Origin of the sequence: Agrobacterium sp. CCNWLW155 (assembly GCF_036888815.1) — a bacterium.
GTDB lineage: Bacteria > Pseudomonadota > Alphaproteobacteria > Rhizobiales > Rhizobiaceae > Agrobacterium > Agrobacterium radiobacter.
In genome coordinates this window covers 1-18,855 of record NZ_JBAKFW010000025.1, presented here as the reverse complement: position 1 = coordinate 18,855, position 18,855 = coordinate 1, and the positions used below count along the sequence as shown (strand labels likewise).

Sequence of the window (18,855 nt, the reverse complement as noted above, 5' to 3'; positions counted from 1 at the left end):
GAGTGGGCGATCTCGATATTAGCGTCAGCGATCCCGTCTTGTACCTTATTCACGCCACCGCGCGGCCGCAACTTATGGAAATCCATGCATTGGCGGGAATGCCGTCGCTTGGTTCCTGACTCAGTCCAAAAGCCGCAAGGAAGTGGCGCCCTCGTTGAAATCCGTCGACCGGCTGACCTCGTTCCACTGGAGCGCGGCCGTCGACCGGACCACATCATTCTGAGCAATTCGCGCCAGCGCGTCGCTCCCGAGGACGAGCTGTTCCGGCAGATCGTCCCGGCGTGAAAGATTGAAGATGACCGCGGCCACCTTGTCGGGGTCGCCGGGCTCGGTGCCGGCATAGCCCTCCGTTAACCTCATGATTGCGCCGATGGTTGGTTCGTATTCCGGCAGCAGCGGCGGGACATGGCTGCGGGCGACCCGTGTCCAGTTCGTGCGGATGCTGCCCGGCTCGATGGCGATGGCCTTGACGCCGAACGGCTTGACTTCCTTGGCGAGCGAAGCGGTAAAGCCGCTTACCGCCCATTTCGCCGCGCTATAGGCGGTGGAACCGGGACTGCCGAAGCGTGCCGAACTCGACGAAATGTTGATGATATGTCCTGATTTTTGCCGGCGCATTACGGGGAGTGCTGCACGCGTCAGATTGACCACGCCGTAGAAATTCGTGTCGATCTCCGCCTTGAAATCATCTTCAGAGACCTGTTCGAAAGGGCTGAGATGCGCATAGCCGGCATTGTTCAGCAGCACATCAAGGCGACCGAATCGCTCCATGGCGGCTGCGACTGCGCCTCGCGAGGCGGATACGTCTGTCACATCGAGTTCGATGAGTTCCACGTGCTCTTCGTAGCGGCGCGCAAGGTCGACAAGGTGATCGATGTTGCGGGCCGTTGCGATGAGATTCTCGCCACGTGCGAGCACGAGTTCGGCCGTGCTACGGCCGATTCCGCTGGCACTGCCGGTTATGAGCCAAGTCTTCGACATGGTGGGTGACCTCTAAAAAGGCGATGATAGAAAGGGATCGAGGAACTGGCGCGGCAAGGCCGCGCCAGTTCCTGACGGGACGCGGAGAACGGCGGCTTGCTCCGCGAGCCGTGGCGGGTTCAAGCCTTGAGGAAGGCAAGCAGGTCGGCGTTGACCTGGTCCTGATGTGTGGCGGTAATGCCGTGCGGCGCGCCTGGATAGTAGATCTCCTTGGCACCCTTGATCAGCCGCGCGGATTTGACGGCGGAATCCTTGATTGGAACGATCTGGTCGTCTTCGCCATGCAGGACGAGAGTCGGCACGTCGAATTTCCGCAGGTCTTCCGTGAAGTCAGTTTCCGAGAATGCCTTGACGCATTCATAGGCGTTGAGCAGGCCGGCCTGCATGCTCAAGCGCCAGAACTGGTCGAGGGTGCCTTGGGACACACTAGAGCCCGGTCGATTGGCGCCATAGAATGGCAGGGCAAAGTCTCGGTAGAACTGTGAACGATCCTTGACGAGACCGGCGCGGATCGCGTCGAAGGCCTCGATCGGCAGGCCTTCCGGATTGGTCGCTGATTTGACCATGACCGGCGGCACGGCGCCGATCAGTACGGCCTTGGCGACACGCTTCGTGCCATGCCGACCGATATAGCGGGCGACCTCGCCGCCGCCGGTAGAGTGACCGACCAGCGTTGCGTCCCTGAGGTCCAGCGCCTCGATAACGGCGGCCAGATCGTCGGCATATCCATTCATGTCGTTCCCCGACGTCGGCTGGCTGGAACGTCCGTGGCCGCGGCGATCGTGCGCCACGACGCGGAAGCCGTGCTGGGCGAGGAAGAGCATCTGGCCGTCCCACGCATCGGAGTTCAGCGGCCAGCCGTGCGAAAAGGTGACGACCGGACCGGTGCCCCAGTCCTTGTAATAGATTTCTGTGCCGTCCTTGGTGGTGATCGTGCTCATTGCTTGCTTTCCATGATTGATGGTGGCGGGAAGGGGCTGCTTCGGAGTCTTAGCGTCGGCAACCGCGGGCAAGCCTGCTGCAATACCGGCGGTGAGACCGCCGAGCAGAGCGCCGCGGCGTGAGACGCTGACTGTCGATGGGTTTGAAATGTCCTGCATGTTTTATCCTTCATGATGGTTGAAAACGAACGAGGATGGCGACCACCGGCCCGAAAGACTATTGGCCGAAAGCCTCTGGGGACTGTACGAAAGTTTAGAGGCGGACCGTCTCCGGACCGGCAATGTGACTTTTCATCGGGCGGATGCCGCTTCTTCGATGAGAGCGGTGACTTCGCCGGGATGCGAGACCATGAGCGCGTGCGAAGCCCCGTCGACCACGACAGTCTTCGCGGCGTGCGCGCGATCGGCCATGAACTGCATGACTGCTGGCGGAATGTTGCGGTCGCCAGACCCGTAGATCATGTAGGAGGGCAGCGCCTTCCACGACGCGGCGCCGGAGGGTTCGGCGAGTGCAGCCTGGGCGACGGGTCGCTGCGTCGAAGCCATCAGCGCCGCCTTGTCATCTGAAACGTCGGCGGCGAACTGGAGATGAAATTTGGACGGCTGGACGTAGAGGTCCTGCGTGCCATCCGGCAGCATCACGGGCGCGAGCGCGCCGGCAAGCGTGCTACCCGGAAATTTGCCCGACAGGGTGAGGCTGGATTCGCCAGTATCCGGCATAAATCCCGCAACATAAACGAGCGCTTTCACGTTCGGATTGCCGTTTGCGGCTTCGGTAATGACCGGTCCGCCATATGAGTGGCCGACCAGAACCACCGGGCCACGGATGGTGCGAACGACCGCCGCGACGGATGCGGCATCGGACGCGACACTGCGAAGTGGATTAGCTGCCGCGATCGCCACATAGCCATCCCCGGTCAGGCGGGCGATCACGGCATCCCAGCTCGACGACTCGGCAAAGGCGCCATGAACGAGAACGACTGTCGGTTTGAGATCGTGATCTTGGGACTGTGCACTTGCGACAGTCAGCGTAGCGATCGCGGTGCTAAGCGCCAAGACATTGATAATTTTGAGCATCTTCTTCTCCAAACGCTGCGGTTGCGTATGCCTGGAGAATGCGTGGATTTGCGGTCGCAAACCATCCTACGTGGGACGGGCCCATCCACTGCCGAAGTATAGGAGGAGATGGCTCAAATGGCGGGAAATCTGATCGATCGGCAAGGCTCAGCTCCATCAAACACTAATCGGGAGAGCCTTCCGGCCAGATGGATGATCCGCGATGCCGTGAATAGTTAGTGATCCGGGCGACCCGCGTGGCTTCGACCCGATCGCAATCAATCCACGGAGAGCAGGATGACCAGACGTTTGAATATATTGGCCAGGAAGAACGACGGCATCGACGGCCTCGTCGCCGTTGAGGCCTGGATTGCCAAGAGCTTCGATCCCAAACTAATGGAGCTCGTCAAGGTGCGCGTGTCGCAGATCAACGGCTGCGCCCATTGCCTGCACATGCATCGTCAGGATGCGCTCAAGCTGGGCGAGACGGAAGAGCGCATGCTCTTGCTGGACGCCTGGCATGAATCGCAGCTTTACACGGATCGCGAGCGTGCGGCGCTCGCATGGGCCGAGTCGCTGACGAATATCGCCGAGAGCCGTGCGCCGGATGCGGATTATGAAATTGCCCGCGGTGTCTTTTCGGAAGACGAACTCCTGGTGCTGTCCATCGGCATAGCCATGATCAATGCCTGGAACCGGCTGGCGATCGGTTTTCGGCTGCAGCATCCGGCAGACCACAAACGCGCCGCCTAATCGCTCAGCAGACGCGAACGCGCCGGGCGGATCCATCTTGCCCGGCAAGGTCCAATGCAAAGCGTCTGCTCCTTCATGCCACTGCGGCCGCACTGAGAGCATAGGCTGCCCTATCCTCAGGTATGGCCTTTCCTCTTCCTTGGCCGGATCGACCGCCAAACGCGCCTCAACATAAAATCCGCGCCGTGGCTTGTAACCGACACGTTTCAATTACGCAAAACAGGAGCGCATCATGTCGCAGACAGAAACAAGACCCCGTACGATTGCTCACCAGGAGACCAACATGAGCTTGGACAACGACGCACACCTCCGCAGAACAGGATCCGAAGAGTTGGTTCCATCGCGCTACGCGGTGCGGGTCGGCGAGATTGAGGTGCTGGTGGTCAGCGATGGGGTGCTACCGCTCCCAACCGAAATGCTGGGGCACAACGCTGATCCAGCCGCGCGGGCGGCTTGGCTGGACGAAATGTTCTTGCCAGCAGAGGCCTTCGACTGGTCGCTCAACGTCGCCTTGGTACGTAGCGGCGATCGGACCATCCTGATCGACGCCGGGCTGGGATTGGATCCGAATTTGAACCTCCCGCGGGCTGGCCAATTGGTCAGGCGACTGGACTCGGCCGGCATTGATCTGGGGTCTGTGACCGATATTGTGCTTACCCATTTGCACATGGACCATATCGGCGGCCTCGTCGTCGAAGGTGTGAAGGACCGGCTGCGGCCAGATCTGCAGATTCATGTGGCAGCCGCCGAGGTCAAGTTTTGGGAGGCGCCCGACTTCACCTACGCTCACATGCCACAAGGGTTCCCGGACGCCCTTAGGGCAACCGCCAAGCGTTTCGTGGCGGAATACCGGGCCCATCTGCGGCAATTCGATGAGCAACATGAGGTGGCGCCAGGCGTGGTCGTCCAGCGCACGGGCGGTCATACGCCCGGGCACAGTATAGTTCGTCTGGCATCTGGTGGTGACAGGCTGACATTTGCCGGCGATGCCGTCTTTGCGGTCGGTTTCGATCACCCCGACTGGTTCAATGGCTTCGAGCACGATCCGGAGGAGGCGGCTCGCGTTCGCGTCCGTCTTCTGACGGAGCTGGCACGGACCGGCGAACAGCTCGTCGCCACTCACCTGCCGTTCCCGTCCGTTGGCCGGGTGGCGATCGACGGCGATGCGTTTCGCTGGGTTCCGGTCTTCTGGGACTACTGACGCCTATTGGTTCAGGGCGCCCGGCTCTGTCGCGGATCCACGACTTCGACAGGGCCGACCTGGATCACCGTAACCACCTTCGAAAAAACGAACAACAACGCGGCGCGCTGAGCGGCCGCACATGGAGAAGCTCATGAAAATCGTCATCATCGGCGGAACGGGCCTGATCGGTTCAAAGACGGCCGACCGCCTTCGCAAGCAAGGCCATGAAGTCATTGCCGCCGCTCCTAACACCGGCGTCAATACGATCACCGGTGAAGGTCTCGCCGAGGCGCTCGCCGGAGCCTCCGTCGTTATCGACCTAGCAAACTCGCCGTCCTTCGAGGACAAGGCTGTGCTCGAATTCTTTGAGACATCGGGCCGCAATCTGGCGGCGGCGGAAAAGGCCGCTGGCGTAAAGCACCACGTCGCGCTTTCCATTATCGGCACCGATCGCCTGCCCGAGAGCGGCTACATGCGCGCCAAGGTCGCCCAGGAAAAGATCATAAAGGATGCCGGAATTCCCTATACGATCGTCCACTCGACGCAATTCATGGAATTTCTCGGTGGCATCGCCCAGGCGGGCACCGTTGGCGACACGACCCGACTGTCGACTGGCTTTTTGCAGCCGATCGCCTCCGATGACGTCGCAGATTTCGTGACGGACGCGGCCCTTGCTGCGCCTGCGAACGGCATCATTGAGATTTCAGGCCCGGAGCGTGCCAGGCTTTGCGATTTCGTCGCCCGCTACCTGAAGGCGATGGGCGACACCCGCAAGGTCGTGGCCGATCCGGAAGCCCACTATTTCGGCACGAAGCTGGAGGACGGCTCCTTGGTCTCCGACAACAATCCACGTATCGGCCGCGTTACCTTCGAGCAGTGGTTCGCAACCGCAGCGCGGAAATAACCGGGCGCCGATGCGTCGCCTCCGGCGGCGCACCGTCCGACTTTACAAACGGAGTCTCGACATGATCAAGTCAATCCTTACCGCCTTTGCCATGACGGCCCTCTTGTCCGCCGCCGCCGCTCACGACGCCGGTGACAAGGACGCTAAAGTCACGCTCGTTTACGAGCACGAATTGCCGAATGTTGCGGGCAAGAGCATGAAAGGCGTTCTCGTCGAATACGGACCCGGCGGCTTTTCCTCGGCTCATACGCATCCCAACTCGGCCTTCATTTATGCGACGGTGCTGGAAGGAGCGATCCGCAGCCAGGTCAATGGCGGTCCCATCAAGGTCTACAAGGCGGGCGAAAGCTTCTCCGAAATGCCGGGCGATCGCCACGGTGTCAGCGAAAATGCCAGCAAAACCGAGCCTGCCAAGCTGCTGGCTGTTTTTGTCATCGACAGTAGCGAGAAGGAACTGACCTTCCCGATCAAGGAGTAGGCGAAAGGGCCAGTGGCCGTTTGCGGTTTCTGGCCCTTTCCCAATCGTCAAAAATCACTGCTGGTGAGCTTGGCTATGTTCGGCGAAGATCATTTTCTGCCACTCGTCCTGATCAATATTCTAGGGCTTGCTGGTATTTTCGTATGGCACATTCAGGGGCGTAGCCGTCCGACTGGGCGCCTGATCGTGCAAATTCTATTCTTCGCCACGATGAGCCTCGTGCTCGGGCTGGGCGGAATTTCACCTTACCGGCTCGACCAGAGCGAACTTCAGGGTGCCGGCCTCTTGATTGCCAAGTTGGCGAGGATTCTCTGGTGGACCCATCTAGCATGGACGCTGATCGGATTCGCGCAGATCTATATCACTCTCAACCACAAGCCGCGGGAAGCACATCTTCTCCAGGATCTGATCGTCGGTGTCGTCTATCTCGGCGTGGCGCTGTCGGTCATCGGCTTCGTCTTCGGAGCTCCGATCGGCCCTTTGGTTGCTACCTCTGGCGTGGTCGCCATCATCATAGGTCTGGCGCTGCAGAACACGCTTGCCGATGTCTTTTCCGGGATCGCGCTCACGCTGGGGCGGGCCTACTTCATCGGCGACTGGATCCGGCTCGGTGATGACACGGAAGGGCGCGTCGCCGAAATCAACTGGCGCTCCACTAATCTGCTGACCGGTGCGCACAATATGGTGGTGGTGCCCAACAGCGTCCTGGCGAAACAAGGAATGACCAATCTCAGCCGTCCTGACGAAACGCACTGGATTGCACTTTCCGTGCACGTTGCCGCCACCCAGCCGCCGTCGGTCGTTGAAGACCTGATGCTTGGCGTTCTGCGGAGCTGCGAGCGAATCGTTAAAGTCCCGCCGCCGGCCGTCGCGCTCAAAGCGATCAATGCAATCGCCATCGAGGTGAAGCTGCAGTTTTGCGTGGCGAGTCCGGCGAGCAGGATGTCCGCTAAAAATGAGGTCATCGATCTCGTCTATCGGCACTGCAAGACAAACGGCCTCTCATTGGCGATGCCGCCCGAGAGCCTGCTCTGGGGGCCAGCCGTTACGGCCGGTGAGCCCGCAGCTATCGTCAGGCCAATCTCATCCAGCACGGTTTAGCCATGGGCGTCGAGCTGAGGCACAGGATTGACGAACTTGAACAGCAATTAGGCGCTATGGCGGTCGAGAACGCCGATCTGCGATCGGAACTTGGAATTGCGTTGGAACGCCAGGCCGTCACTGCGCAAATTCTCAACGTCATCTCCATGTCGCGAACCGACGTGCAACCGGTTTTTGACGTCATTTCCGAGAGCTCGCGACGGCTGCTCGGCGGTCAAACGGCGCTTGTGACACGCGTCATAGATGGCATGCTCCATCTGGCGGCGTGTACAGCGGGAAGTCGGGCCAGTCATGAGGAGATCCGGGCTTCATTTCCTGCTCCACTGACGTCTTCAGGGATCCACAGCCGGGCGGCAATGAACTCGGCCATGGCGTTCCGCTCCGATATCGAAACCGAACCCGGCGTCCCTCAAGCCGTCAAGGAGATGGCGCGCGTCAGGGGATACCGAAGCATCATCGTGGTGCCCATGCTTCGCGAGGGCATCGCTATCGGCACGATCGGTGTTTCGCGTGCCGAGCCGGGCATCTTCAGCGACAGCCAGATCAACCTTCTCAACACGTTCGCCGATCAGGCCGTGATCGCGATCGAGAACGCGCGGCTGTTCGAAGAAGTCCAGGCGCGGACCACGCTGCTCGCCAAGTCTCTTGACGACCTGCGCGCCGCGCAGGACCGTCTGGTCCAGACCGAAAAACTGGCCTCGCTCGGTCAGCTCACTGCCGGCATCGCGCACGAGATCAAGAACCCGCTCAACTTCGTCAACAATTTCGCGACGCTTTCAGTCGAATTGATGGATGAGTTGAACGATGCGCTCGCGCCGTTCGCACTTCCGGACGATATTCGCGACGAACTCAACGAAATACGCAGTCTGTTGAACGACAATCTGCAGAAGATCGTGGAGCACGGCAAGCGAGCCGATTCCATCGTCAAGAACATGCTCTTGCATTCGCACGGCGGCGGCGGCGAACACCGGCCAACGGACGTGAATACGCTGGTGGAAGAGAGCCTCAACCTGGCTTTCCATGGCGCGCGCGCCGAGAAGCCGGAGTTCAACGTGACCCTCAAACGGGAATTCGATCCAGACGCTGGCGTCGCCGACGTGTTTCCGCAGGAGATCACACGCGTGCTACTGAACCTGATCTCCAATGGCTTCTATGCCGTAGCCAAGCGAAGCGGCGATAGCAGCCTCGGCTTTGAAGCCGAACTCAGCGCCAGCACACGTAACCGTGGCGAACATGTCGAAATCCGCATCCGCGACAACGGCGCCGGCATTCCGCCAGAGGTTAAGGAGAAAATATTCAATCCATTCTTCACGACAAAGCCGCCTGGCGAAGGCACTGGCCTCGGACTTTCCATGAGCCACGACATCATCGTGAAGCAACACGGCGGCAGCATCGATGTCGAGACCGAGCCCGGCGCGTTTACCGAGTTCATAGTCCTACTGCCACGGAGGAGTAATTTTTCAAACACGGGGAGAGGTGAGCCATGACTGTATTGGTTCTGGTCGTAGATGACGAAGCGGACGTCGAAGTCTTGTTCCGCCAGCAATTCCGCCGCGATCTTCGCGCCCGGCGCTTCGTGATGGATTTTGCCGTCTCGGCAACGCAGGCTCTGACCCGCGTTGCCGACACTGGCGAGCAAATGCTGATTTTGATTTTCTCCGACATTAACATGCCTGGGATGAACGGTCTCGACATGCTGCCGGAAATGCGCGCACGAAGGCCGGATGTTCCTGTCATCATGATCACCGCCTATGGAGATGCCGAGACGCGCAGGAAAGCGCTGGATCGGGGCGCGGAGGGCCTGCTGACGAAGCCGATCGACTTCGCCCTGCTACGTCAGGTCATCGAGACGAGACTGGGACCGGCCACATGACTACAACTATTCTCGTGGTCGATGACGAGCCAGACATGGAGACGCTTATTCTGCGGAAATTCCGACGGCAGGTTCGCGACGGACGCATCAGTTTTGTGTTCGCGCATGACGGTGTTGATGCGCTCCACGCGATTGAGCAGCATCCCCATGTCGATCTTGTGCTTATGGACATCAACATGCCGCGCATGGATGGCCTCTCACTGCTGGCGAAACTCCAGGAGCGAGAGGACAAGAAGTCGGCCATCATCATCTCGGCCTACGGTGATATGGGTAATATACGGACCGCGATGAATCGCGGTGCTTTCGACTTCCTAACCAAACCGATCGATTTCGCCGATCTGGAGGCGACTATCCTAAAGACCATCGGACATATCGAGGTCTTGCGCGAGGCACGACGCCGTCAGGCGGAAGCGGAGCGTGCGCATGCGTCGTTGTCGCGCTATTTTTCGCCCGAACTTGCCAGGCACCTTGCCGCCGACGGTGATGACGATGACATGCAGGTGCGCTGGCGCGACATCGCCGTGATCTTCACCGACATCACGGGCTTCACCTCGCTCGTCGAGACAGCCGTTCCCGAGGTGCTGGCCGAATTGCTTAATGAATATGTCGGCGGGCTGACGGACGTCGTCTTCGCGCATGAAGGAACGGTGGCCAAAGTGATCGGCGATGCCATTCAGGTGCTGTTCAATGCACCTGGCGACCAGCCCGACTATGCGACCCGCGCAATCGCCTGCGCGCAAGCGCTCGACCAATGGGCAGAAGCGTTTCGCGAGCGCTGGAAGCAGAAAGGCGTTGACTTCGGAGCCACGCGTATTGGCGTTCACGCGGGCTCCGCACTGGTCGGCAACTTCGGCGGCGATCGCTTTTTCGATTTTACCGCCTACGGCGACACAATCAACACTGCCGCGAGGCTAGAAGCCGCGAATAAGACGCTGGGTACGCGGATTTGCGCCAGCGACAGTGTCGCAAGCGGGGCAAAGGAATTCAGAGGGCGACCGATCGGTGATCTTGTCCTGCGCGGACGCAGCGAGCCGTTGCGCGCCCACGAACCCTTGTCGGTAGCGCAGTTCGATGCGCCGGTTACGGCGCGGTATATGGCAGCCTTTACCAAGCTCGAGCAGAATTGCGCCGCCGCCATGCCTGCTTTCGCCGCGCTGGTTGGCATGCACTCGGATGATCCGCTCGCCAGCTATCATTTGAGACGGCTGCTCAACGGCGCCAAAGGCATTCGCATACAGGTGGGATGATTGAGCATGAGCTTAATGACCCTGTCACGCCCTCTCATACGAAGCCAAGGCCTTTCAAAGGTTAGGACGAAAGCTCCGTTTCAGCGAAAAGTGTCGCAGGGGCTCTCGGTTTGCGCTCAAAAGATCGCATAAAGTTTCGCCTGGAGCTACCGGTCGATCTCGTCGCCGTCTAGCCAGATGCGGACTTCGTAATCGTCCTGATGCCGATGGGAGAAAGCCTGAACGGTCGCGGTCTTCCCAATTCCGCCCACTCCGCCGATGGCCAAAACAGGTTTCTGTCTCAGCCGCTCAACGATCGCCATGTCAATATCGTCTCGAGGCAACCAGCTCGGCAGCGGCTCTGGCACCATTCGGCTCGCCGCTTCCTCCTCTCGAATCCGCTCCAGATCCGGAAGGTATGGAGAGAGCCTGCGGACCACCGAATCGCTCAGGATTAGGTGGTCGACCAACTGCGTCGCGATTTCCACCGCGCCCCAGAGATAGAGGGTTTTGCCTTCCATCTCGGGCAGGTCGAGCATCGCACGTTCGAATTCCTGAGCGACCTGCGGTCGACTCGGCTGCCCGGATAGGAGGAATATCTTTTCGGCGCTGGGCGCGCCGGCCAGAGCGTGGGCGAGGTCGCCGCGCGCCTTATCCATGTCCCCGCTGAAGTAATCCTTGCGGTCGGAGTATTCGACCGCGACTTTCCCGTCGCCGTTGGTCGTGTCTACAACGCCTGCGACAGGATAGCCGAGCAAGTTCAGTCCCCGGTGGTCCAACGGCAGCTCAAGCAGGGCCTGGACGAACAGGCCGCCGAACCTCTCGAAATCGGTAGCTATGTAGCCTATCCCATTCGCCAAACGGCTGATAAGTGCGGTTCGGCGCTTCGGGTTCATTCAGTTCCTCAGAGAGCGCGGTCGGTTGGGGGAGGAGGCGTCGCGTCAGGAGTTGGGAAGTTGTACGATGGATACCGCGTTGTCTATGCAAATTCGTCGCTTGCCGCCTGAATTCAGTCGAAGCCGGGCATGCGACGTTCGGTCATCAGGGTTATCCGGTTCGACGTCACGGCGAAGCGGGTCGGAACCGGCCTCGGCATTGCGCCCTCGAAGCGGCCATGCGGGCTCGGTCGCCGTGTTCATAAAACCTCTCGTCCGTTCATCTTCTCGAAGCGTTCGCCGGAAAGACGGACATTGGGAATGTTCCTGCACAACCGCTTTTGGGAGGAAACCGTCCGCGCCGAAGATCTCCGTGACGGGTGCCAAAGACCGCTCCTGCGGTCCTTCATCGTCACAGCAAAGCCTGTCCACACTCTCACTCTCGCTGGGTTTCATTTGGACCGAAATGGTCGCTTTGAGAAACGGCCGCCACTGACACGGCGGATGACGTTCCATCGAATCAGGTGTAACTGTGACGCACGTAAAACGAGAAAACTGCATTGCGTCAGGGGGCTGCGTTGAAGATCTACTCCGTATCAATCGAGAATTTCCGGGGCATCAGTTATGCGAAGCTTGTGCTGCCCGACCATGCTGTTCTCATCGGCGACAACAACACGGGCAAATCCTCGGTCCTTGAAGCGATAGATCTTGTGCTCGGGCCTGATAGACTGAGCCGCCGCCCTCCGGTCGATGAGCATGATTTTTTTGAGGGCAAATATCTTCCCGTGGCCGCTGCCACCGCCGAGGAGGGCGCCGCGCCCGATGAGGCGGACGAGGCGCCCGTAGCCGAAGCCCCGAAGATCACTGTTGAAGTCACCATCATCGGCCTGTCGGAAGAGCAGGGGGCCAGGTTCGGCGGCAATATCGAGTGGCTCAATGTCGAAACCGGCGATTTCTTCACCGAGGCCAATCCGGCGGGTGTCGATGCCGCGAACATTAAGGCGGCGCTACGCGTCACCTTCATCGGCGCCTACGATTCCGATGAGGACGATTTCGTCGGCAACACCTTCTATTCGCGCAGCCTGACGGAGGCGGACAAGCCCGAGCCGTTCTCCAAGAAGGACAAACAGCATTGCGGCTTCCTGTTCCTGCGCTCCCTACGCACTGGATCGCGCGCGCTGAGCCTAGAACATGGCAGCCTGCTCGACATTATTCTGCGGCTGAAGGAAATTCGGCCGCAGATGTGGGAAGGCACGATCGGCACGCTCGCCGCCTTCGACGTGGCAAGCGACCCCGCGATCGGGATTTCTGGCGTGCTCGACAGCATCGACAAGTCGCTGAAGAAATATGTGCCGCGTGAATGGGGTGTGAAACCGCACCTTAAGGTGTCGAACCTCACGCGTGAGCATCTGCGCAAGGTAGTGACCGCCTTCATCGCCACCGGCGATGGCGATCACGCCGCGCCCTTCTTCCGGCAGGGCACCGGCACGATCAACATGTTGGTCCTGGCGATGCTGTCGCAGATCGCCGAAGACAAGCAGAACGTCATCTTCGCAATGGAAGAGGTCGAAACCGCGATCCCGCCCTATGCCCAGAAGCGGATCGTTCATGAGCTGCGCAAGCTGGCCTCCCAGTCGATCGTCACATCGCATTCGCCCTACGTCCTCGAGGAATTTAAGCTCGACGAGACCGTGATCCTGTCGCGGGGCAATGACGGTGTGCTCAGCCAGGCGCAGATAGCTTTGCCCGACAGCGTAAAGCACAAGCGCTATCGGCAAGAGTTTCGCACGCGCTTCTGCGAGGGCCTCCTGTCCCGTCGCGTGCTGATCGCCGAAGGGGCCACCGAGGCCAGCGCCTTTCCGGTGGCCGCGCGCCGGCTGTCGGAGCTAAACCCCGCCACCTATGCTTCGCTTGAGGCGCTCGGCATCTGCATCATTGATGCGGGCACCGAGTCCCAGATCGCCGATCTCGCCCGGCTGTATAAGGGTCTCGGTAAGCGAACGTTCGGGCTTTGCGACAAGCAGACCGATCCAGCGAAGGCTGCGATCGAAGCCGAGGTCGAGCGGCTATTCATGCACGAGGAGAAGGGGATCGAAGATCTCATCCTCAAGAATACGACGAAGGATGCGCTTGAGCGGTTCTCGGACGCGCTCGATTGGCCGCCGCATATCCTCGTGAAGTATCCCGATCCGAAGGCCAATGTGATATCGGCGCTGAAAGAGTATTTCGGCTGGGCAAAGGGCAATTGGGGCATCGCCGATTTCCTTGGCCAGTGCTCCGAGGCCGAAATCCCGTCCTGGATCCGCGATGCCTGCACAACGCTGAAGGCGATCTGTGATCCCCCGCTTGCGCCCGCCGTGCCGCCAGCGCCTACGTCCAGCAACGGTGGGGAAGCCGCCGCCTCGCCCGCCGGCTAGAGGACGCGATGGTCAGTCTGACGCCCGCGCAAAAGGATGTTCTAACCGTCGAGGGGCACCAACTCGTTGTGGGTGGTCCCGGCTCGGGTAAGACCACTGTGTCGATCCTGAGAGCCGCGAAGATCGCGCGCGAGAAACTGAAGCCGGGGCAGCGTATCCTTTTTCTCAGCTTCGCGCGCGCGACAGTCTCGCGCGTGTTCGAGGCGATCGATGAAGAGGCGTCAGTTACGAAGGAGGAAAAGAAGTGGATTGAGGTCGACACCTATCACTCCTTCTTCTGGCGCGTCCTCAAGGCGCACGGCTATCTGGTCGGGTTTCCGCGGCGGATGACGATCCTGACGCCGCCGAACGAGGCGATTGCGCTGTCGGCGATCCGCAGTGGCTTCAAGGCACCGTCCAAGCTGTCGGACGAGGAGAAAGCGCAGAAGGCCGCGTTGGAAATGGCCGAACGCATGCGATTGGCGACGGACGAGGGCAAGGTCTGTTTCGACCTGTTCGCGGAGCGGGTGGCGATCTTGTTGCATGGCTCGGCTAAGGTCCGCGAGCTTGTGTCGACCATGTACCCGTTCATCATCCTTGACGAATTCCAGGACACGAGCGCCGAGCAATGGCGCGCGGTCGAGGCAATGGGGAAGAGCAGCACGCTGATCGCGCTGGCCGACCCAGAGCAGCGGATCTTCGATTTTATCGGCGCCGATCCCGAGCGCCTCAACCACTTCAAAGAGGCGTTCAAACCCTCCGAGCACGACCTGGCCGGGGACAATCACCGGAGCAAGGGCACTGACATCGCGATCTTCGGCAATCACCTCCTCACCGGCAAGTTTCGCGACGAGCCCTATCAAGGCGTCGAATATCAAGGGTTCGCGTCGAACCCTAACCAGGCCTATGCGTCGCTCGTCGCGCAGGTTTTGCAGGCGCGGCAACGGCTTATCGCGCTCGGTCGCCGTGACTGGTCGCTCGCGATCTTGGTTCCGACGAAACGCATGACGCGTCTGGTGTCGGACAACCTGCGCGCGCCGTTTGGCAACGTGCCGCCGATCATGCATACGGCGGCGGTGGATATGGAAGGCCCGATCCTTGCCGCCGAGGTGATCGCCTTCCTCCTGCAACAGCGAAGTCACAGCGGCGGCTTCGATGAATTTGTCGACGTGCTCTGCAGCTTCTTCGACGGACGCGGCGGGGCGACGCCGACGAAGGGCGATCTTGCCGACGCCGCGCGTTTCAGGTTGGCGCTAGAAAAGTGGAATGGATGCCTCGCCAAGGGCAAGGCGCCGCCGAATAACAGTGTGCTCCAGGCCACGTTCTCGGTCCACCAGGCCGCGACGGCCATCGCCTTGACCGGACAGCCAGATGCCGATTGGACCGCGGTGCGAGCCGTCCTTGAGGCCGGCGCCTGCACGCGGCTCGCCGAAGTGGCGCAGGAAACCCGCAATGTCCGCCTGCTCGAACGCGGCACGCAGATGCGTCAGAGCCTTGCACAGGATTGGCGCGACACCGGTGGCTACAAGAACGCGCTTGCCCTCACGCGGCAGGCGTTCGTCCAGGAACATTTCGCGACGGCGCACAAGCCCGAGTCCGGCATCGTCGTGATGAACATGCACAAGGCTAAGGGGAAGCAGTTCGACGAAGTCATCATCTTCGAAGGCTGGCCGAAGCGGGTGAAGGGGGAGATTGTGGGCAACCCGGATCGTATCGTCGGCGGCAATGTGAACTCAGGTGCGATGACACAGGCCCGCCAGAATTTCCGCGTCAGCGTGACCCGCGCGAAGATCCGCACGACGATCATGTCGCCCAACGACGATGTCTGCGTCCTGCTGAATCGCGTTGAATAAAGCAGAGTGGCGGGCACTGTGTGCACCCGGGATCACGAGCAGGTTAGCTGCGGCCTCCTACCGGCAACGGCTTGGTTGTAAGATAGCGTGTCTATGCGCACTCGGAAGCCGTCATCCGCGTCCGCCTGTGCGGTGACAGCAGCTAACGCGTTCCCTACCCCGAAAGCCGACGGACGGCTCACGGCCTCATTTCGGACGGCGAGGTTATTGTGCATAATGGCCGCTTCTGGCGTAAGCGCTGTTTGCCAATGCTGGGCCGACTTGAGGCTGAGAATATACAAGTCTCCATGCCATCAGGCCCCCGCAACCAAAATTTACAAATGATATCAAACAGCTCCGGGTCACCCCGGAGCTATTTTTTTTGCCCAAAATCCTCTAGCACAACTCTAGCACAAAACCGGCCCCTGATTTGACGCGTCCTTGTTCGCGTGATTCCCTGTTCCCATATCGAAGATGGGAAACAAGCAGGGGCCGGTATGGCGAGCCATGAAATCCTCGGAGGAAAGGTCAATGTCTACCGGCGCGGGGGCCTCACCTGGCATTGCTCCGCCACCGTAAAGGGCCGCCAGTACCGCACCAGCACCAAGGAAAAGGGTCTCGAACAAGCCAAGGCGTTTGCCGAGGACTGGTATCTCGGCCTGCGGGGCAAGGCGGCGGCAGGCCTCTTGAAGACCGAGACCACGTTTGCCGAGGCCGCGAAGAAATTCGAGCAGGAATATGCCGTCATCACCGAAGGTGAGCGCAGCCCCAAATGGGTCGAGGGCCACAGCATCCGCCTGCGTCTGCATCTGATCCCGTTCTTCGGCAAGATGGGCCTGTCGGAGATTACGGCCGGAACCGTGCAGGATTACCGGGTGCATCGCATCGGTACGTCCACGACGGGCAAACCGCCGGCCCGCAGCACGCTTCACGATGAGGTAGGCACTCTGCGGCAGGTCCTGAAAACCGCCATCCGGCACAAATGGCTGGACCACTTGCCGGACCTGTCGCCGCCCTACAAGACGCAAGGGAAGATCACGCACCGGCCCTGGTTCAGCCCGGCCGAGTACAAGCAGCTTTATGAGGCTACCCGTCAAAACGCAAAAGAACCAAAGAACCCTCACTTCCGGTGGGAGGCCGAGCAGTTGCACGATTTCGTGCTGTTCATGGGGAACACGGGCTTGCGCCCGGACGAGGCCAAGCAGCTCCAGCACCGGGACGTGACCATTGTGGAGGACCCGGACAGCCGCCAGCGCATTCTTGAGATCGAAGTGCGGGGCAAGCGCGGCATTGGCTGGTGTAAATCCATGCCCGGTGCGGTCAAGCCCTATGAGCGCCTGCGGGAACGCGCCAAGCCGGTGCGTGGTAAAGAAGGGGCTGAGGCGGGTGCGAAGCTTCCCGCGCCGACCGATCTGCTGTTCCCCGGTAATTATCTCAAGATGTTCAACAACCTTCTTGAAGCGCAACATCTCAAGCTCGACCGGGACGGCAAACCTCGGACAGCGTACAGCCTACGTCACACCTATATCTGCCTTCGGCTCATGTCCTCCCGGATTGCGGAGGCGGTGGACCTCGACATGCACCAGCATTGGGAGCCGCAAGCCGTATTCCTGTCGCGCTTGTCGAAGGCGCAGATAGCCGAGGTAATGGCCGAGGCCGGTTGCAAGCCGCAGGCTATCCGGGCCATCGAAAAAGCCCCGAAAGGGGAGGCTGTTGCCGAAGCGGAAAAGCTTTTGCAGGGAACGAGCTGGCTCCCCGCCCAGTTGCAAGGTGCTGCCGCATGACCGCGCAGCGATAAGAGCGTTATCAAAGCCCGGACTTCACCGTCCGGGCTTTTTGCGTTCGGTGCTGCCTGCTCCGGCCGGGTTCGACCCGGCCGGAGCAGGGCGAGGGGAGCCCCAAAGCCCCTCCTCTCGCGCTCTCCTCCCGCCCGCGCATCACTTGGGGTGCTGCTTGGTTAGCACCTGGTTATAAGCTGCTGGCCAAGTTTTTCGATGAGATCGGCGAACTCGAGAACCGCATGGGGGTGGATAATCAGTCGCTGCCCTATGGCATAAGACGCATCGCTGCTGCGGGTAATGTAGTCAGCGTCAACGATCCCTTGCTGATGTGCGAGTAGATGGCGCTGCTGGAAATACTTCGTGAGCTTCTGCAGTGTTCCGGCGTCAATGAGTTGCTCGTAACTGGCACCAATTGCTTGAGCCCAAAGGTCGGAGCCTGCTTCCAGGTTTTGGAAAGCATTGCGCCGCGCCTTCGGGCCGGACTTTATCTCGTAGAGCTGTTCGCATAATCGCTGGAATGACATGACCGTGTCTTGCATCGCTTTCTCCAGCAGGGTTCGTGCGATGACTTCCGCTTCGTCGGGGCCGAGGTTGGCGCGTAGGGAATCTCCCAGGGTCGCGGCTGTCCGTATGGTGGTAAGGGTCTGGGAAAACGTGTGGCTAGCTGAGTTCTTGCCGCAGCTTGGGCAAAAGAAGGCCGCTCCAATGTAGGAATACCGGCATTGGCAGGATTCGCACGTTGTCCGCAGCCGCATCGGATCGGCCGCCGCAACCGGAAGCAGGACGACATCGTGGCCACCTTTAACTTCAAGGGTGATGCTAAAGAACGAATTGCGGCGCTGGCGGCGTTTGGACTCCGCCGCGTCAGCCCGCATTGCCTTGTTGATACCGGCCTTGACCGAATTAAGCGCGTACTCCCGCCCTTCTTCGACCTGCTTCCGCGTGTACCAGCTTGTGGCTGGCGCTACGTGGCGACAGGAGGGGCAAAACACTTCCTCGTCGCGAACGATGCTTTTCCAGTCTTCCGCGTGAATTTTGAACTGGAAAAGACATTTCTCGTCTGGGCATTCTTTGTCGAAGAAGCCGTCTGAATCACTTTCGAGGGGGATGGAAATGCTGCTGGTGCTGGCTAAACGATTCAATTCTCGCTGAAGATTCTTGAACATCGGCAACTCCTCTGATGGGAGTACATAGCATGAACAAAATTATTCTGCTACTGGAGGTGTACAGTACATTTCTGTGATTAGAGCAGATCCTGTTCAATCCGGGTCATATCCTGCAGCCCTGAAGTAGTTTGCGCATTCTGCGGATGTGAATCGGGGGATCAATGTGCCGACGGCATCCCATAGGGCGTCGATTTTCCGCTCCGCCCGAGCCCGCAGCATGGCTTTCAATTTGGAGAATGCGTTTTCGATGGGATTAAAGTCGGGACTATAGGGTGGCAGGAACATGAGTTTGGCGCCGGCGCGCTCGAT

The 18,855-nt window shown here is 60.1% G+C and carries 17 protein-coding genes; 11 read left to right on the top strand and 6 right to left on the bottom strand.

All coding sequences use genetic code 11. The features are described from left to right. Nucleotides 1–120 precede the first annotated feature (120 nt). From V6S97_RS27835 to V6S97_RS27825, 3 genes are all read right to left on the bottom strand, one after another. On the bottom strand, nt 121–981 hold the full coding sequence (locus V6S97_RS27835; protein ID WP_112293923.1) for an SDR family oxidoreductase: 861 nt from the start codon (nt 979–981) through the stop codon (nt 121–123). 119 nt (nt 982–1,100) lie between these two features. Continuing rightward, a complete protein-coding gene (locus V6S97_RS27830; protein WP_112293922.1) occupies nt 1,101–2,081 on the bottom strand; it encodes an alpha/beta fold hydrolase in 981 nt (326 codons plus the stop codon). A 132-nt stretch (nt 2,082–2,213) separates the two neighbouring features. Further along, nucleotides 2,214–2,999: an alpha/beta fold hydrolase gene (locus V6S97_RS27825; RefSeq protein ID WP_112997641.1), complete on the bottom strand. Its 786-nt coding sequence runs from the start codon at nt 2,997–2,999 to the stop codon at nt 2,214–2,216. A 276-nt stretch (nt 3,000–3,275) separates the two neighbouring features. On the opposite strand from V6S97_RS27825, the gene V6S97_RS27820 reads away from it, so the two are divergent. The 8 genes from V6S97_RS27820 (at nt 3,276) to V6S97_RS27785 (ending at nt 10,517) form a co-directional block, all read left to right on the top strand. Beyond that, entirely contained in the window at nt 3,276–3,731 is a 456-nt protein-coding gene (locus tag V6S97_RS27820) for a carboxymuconolactone decarboxylase family protein (protein ID WP_112293921.1), read from the top strand. 232 nt (nt 3,732–3,963) lie between these two features. Next, the gene (locus tag V6S97_RS27815; RefSeq protein ID WP_112293920.1) at nt 3,964–4,932 is read left to right on the top strand and encodes an MBL fold metallo-hydrolase; all 969 of its coding nucleotides are present in this window, start codon (nt 3,964–3,966) and stop codon (nt 4,930–4,932) included. A 133-nt stretch (nt 4,933–5,065) separates the two neighbouring features. Beyond that, entirely contained in the window at nt 5,066–5,818 is a 753-nt protein-coding gene (locus tag V6S97_RS27810; protein WP_112997640.1) for an SDR family oxidoreductase, read from the top strand. A 61-nt stretch (nt 5,819–5,879) separates the two neighbouring features. Beyond that, nucleotides 5,880–6,296 (top strand): cupin domain-containing protein, encoded by a 417-nt coding sequence (locus V6S97_RS27805; RefSeq protein WP_112293918.1) that lies wholly within the window; start codon nt 5,880–5,882, stop codon nt 6,294–6,296. 75 nt (nt 6,297–6,371) lie between these two features. Further along, on the top strand, nt 6,372–7,397 hold the full coding sequence (locus tag V6S97_RS27800) for a mechanosensitive ion channel family protein (RefSeq protein WP_112293917.1): 1,026 nt from the start codon (nt 6,372–6,374) through the stop codon (nt 7,395–7,397). Nucleotides 7,398–7,399: 2 nt separating this feature from the next. After that, nucleotides 7,400–8,884: a GAF domain-containing sensor histidine kinase gene (locus V6S97_RS27795; protein WP_112293916.1), complete on the top strand. Its 1,485-nt coding sequence runs from the start codon at nt 7,400–7,402 to the stop codon at nt 8,882–8,884. Continuing rightward, the gene (locus V6S97_RS27790; RefSeq protein ID WP_112293915.1) at nt 8,881–9,270 is read left to right on the top strand and encodes a response regulator; all 390 of its coding nucleotides are present in this window, start codon (nt 8,881–8,883) and stop codon (nt 9,268–9,270) included. Before V6S97_RS27795 ends, V6S97_RS27790 begins: the two co-directional genes overlap by 4 nt. Continuing rightward, nucleotides 9,267–10,517, top strand: coding sequence for a response regulator (locus V6S97_RS27785; protein WP_112997638.1), 1,251 nt, complete (start codon nt 9,267–9,269; stop codon nt 10,515–10,517). Before V6S97_RS27790 ends, V6S97_RS27785 begins: the two co-directional genes overlap by 4 nt. A 146-nt stretch (nt 10,518–10,663) precedes the next feature. Here the strand turns inward: V6S97_RS27785 and V6S97_RS27780 are convergent, their stop codons facing one another. Further along, nucleotides 10,664–11,392, bottom strand: a complete 729-nt coding sequence (locus tag V6S97_RS27780) for a hypothetical protein (RefSeq protein WP_112997637.1) — start codon at nt 11,390–11,392, stop codon at nt 10,664–10,666. A gap of 539 nt (nt 11,393–11,931) precedes the next feature. Between V6S97_RS27780 and V6S97_RS27775 the strand changes: the two genes are divergently transcribed. From V6S97_RS27775 to V6S97_RS27765, 3 genes are all read left to right on the top strand, one after another. Further along, entirely contained in the window at nt 11,932–13,788 is a 1,857-nt protein-coding gene (locus V6S97_RS27775) for an ATP-dependent nuclease (RefSeq protein ID WP_442886126.1), read from the top strand. 8 nt (nt 13,789–13,796) lie between these two features. Next, a complete protein-coding gene (locus tag V6S97_RS27770) occupies nt 13,797–15,620 on the top strand; it encodes a UvrD-helicase domain-containing protein (protein ID WP_112997635.1) in 1,824 nt (607 codons plus the stop codon). 476 nt (nt 15,621–16,096) lie between these two features. Continuing rightward, nucleotides 16,097–17,383 carry a tyrosine-type recombinase/integrase gene (locus tag V6S97_RS27765; protein ID WP_334428288.1) on the top strand — a complete coding sequence of 429 codons (1,287 nt, stop codon included), beginning with the start codon at nt 16,097–16,099 and terminating at the stop codon, nt 17,381–17,383. A 173-nt stretch (nt 17,384–17,556) separates the two neighbouring features. Here the strand turns inward: V6S97_RS27765 and V6S97_RS27760 are convergent, their stop codons facing one another. Both V6S97_RS27760 and V6S97_RS27755 read right to left on the bottom strand, forming a co-directional pair. Beyond that, a complete protein-coding gene (locus tag V6S97_RS27760; protein ID WP_334428287.1) occupies nt 17,557–18,546 on the bottom strand; it encodes a hypothetical protein in 990 nt (329 codons plus the stop codon). 93 nt (nt 18,547–18,639) lie between these two features. Beyond that, on the bottom strand, nt 18,640–18,855 hold a 216-nt coding region (locus V6S97_RS27755), incomplete at its 5' end, for a transposase (protein WP_334428286.1).

What these genes read in the sequence shown, in the direction of transcription:
- V6S97_RS27835 (WP_112293923.1), bottom strand. Translation starts at nt 981, where the DNA reads ATGTCGAAGACTTGGCTCATAACCGGCAGTGCCAGCGGAATCGGCCGT.
- V6S97_RS27830 (WP_112293922.1), bottom strand. Translation starts at nt 2,081, where the DNA reads ATGCAGGACATTTCAAACCCATCGACAGTCAGCGTCTCACGCCGCGGC.
- V6S97_RS27825 (WP_112997641.1), bottom strand. Translation starts at nt 2,999, where the DNA reads ATGCTCAAAATTATCAATGTCTTGGCGCTTAGCACCGCGATCGCTACG.
- V6S97_RS27820 (WP_112293921.1), top strand. Translation starts at nt 3,276, where the DNA reads ATGACCAGACGTTTGAATATATTGGCCAGGAAGAACGACGGCATCGAC.
- V6S97_RS27815 (WP_112293920.1), top strand. Translation starts at nt 3,964, where the DNA reads ATGTCGCAGACAGAAACAAGACCCCGTACGATTGCTCACCAGGAGACC.
- V6S97_RS27810 (WP_112997640.1), top strand. Translation starts at nt 5,066, where the DNA reads ATGAAAATCGTCATCATCGGCGGAACGGGCCTGATCGGTTCAAAGACG.
- V6S97_RS27805 (WP_112293918.1), top strand. Translation starts at nt 5,880, where the DNA reads ATGATCAAGTCAATCCTTACCGCCTTTGCCATGACGGCCCTCTTGTCC.
- V6S97_RS27800 (WP_112293917.1), top strand. Translation starts at nt 6,372, where the DNA reads ATGTTCGGCGAAGATCATTTTCTGCCACTCGTCCTGATCAATATTCTA.
- V6S97_RS27795 (WP_112293916.1), top strand. Translation starts at nt 7,400, where the DNA reads ATGGGCGTCGAGCTGAGGCACAGGATTGACGAACTTGAACAGCAATTA.
- V6S97_RS27790 (WP_112293915.1), top strand. Translation starts at nt 8,881, where the DNA reads ATGACTGTATTGGTTCTGGTCGTAGATGACGAAGCGGACGTCGAAGTC.
- V6S97_RS27785 (WP_112997638.1), top strand. Translation starts at nt 9,267, where the DNA reads ATGACTACAACTATTCTCGTGGTCGATGACGAGCCAGACATGGAGACG.
- V6S97_RS27780 (WP_112997637.1), bottom strand. Translation starts at nt 11,392, where the DNA reads ATGAACCCGAAGCGCCGAACCGCACTTATCAGCCGTTTGGCGAATGGG.
- V6S97_RS27770 (WP_112997635.1), top strand. Translation starts at nt 13,797, where the DNA reads ATGGTCAGTCTGACGCCCGCGCAAAAGGATGTTCTAACCGTCGAGGGG.
- V6S97_RS27765 (WP_334428288.1), top strand. Translation starts at nt 16,097, where the DNA reads ATGGCGAGCCATGAAATCCTCGGAGGAAAGGTCAATGTCTACCGGCGC.
- V6S97_RS27760 (WP_334428287.1), bottom strand. Translation starts at nt 18,546, where the DNA reads ATGTTCAAGAATCTTCAGCGAGAATTGAATCGTTTAGCCAGCACCAGC.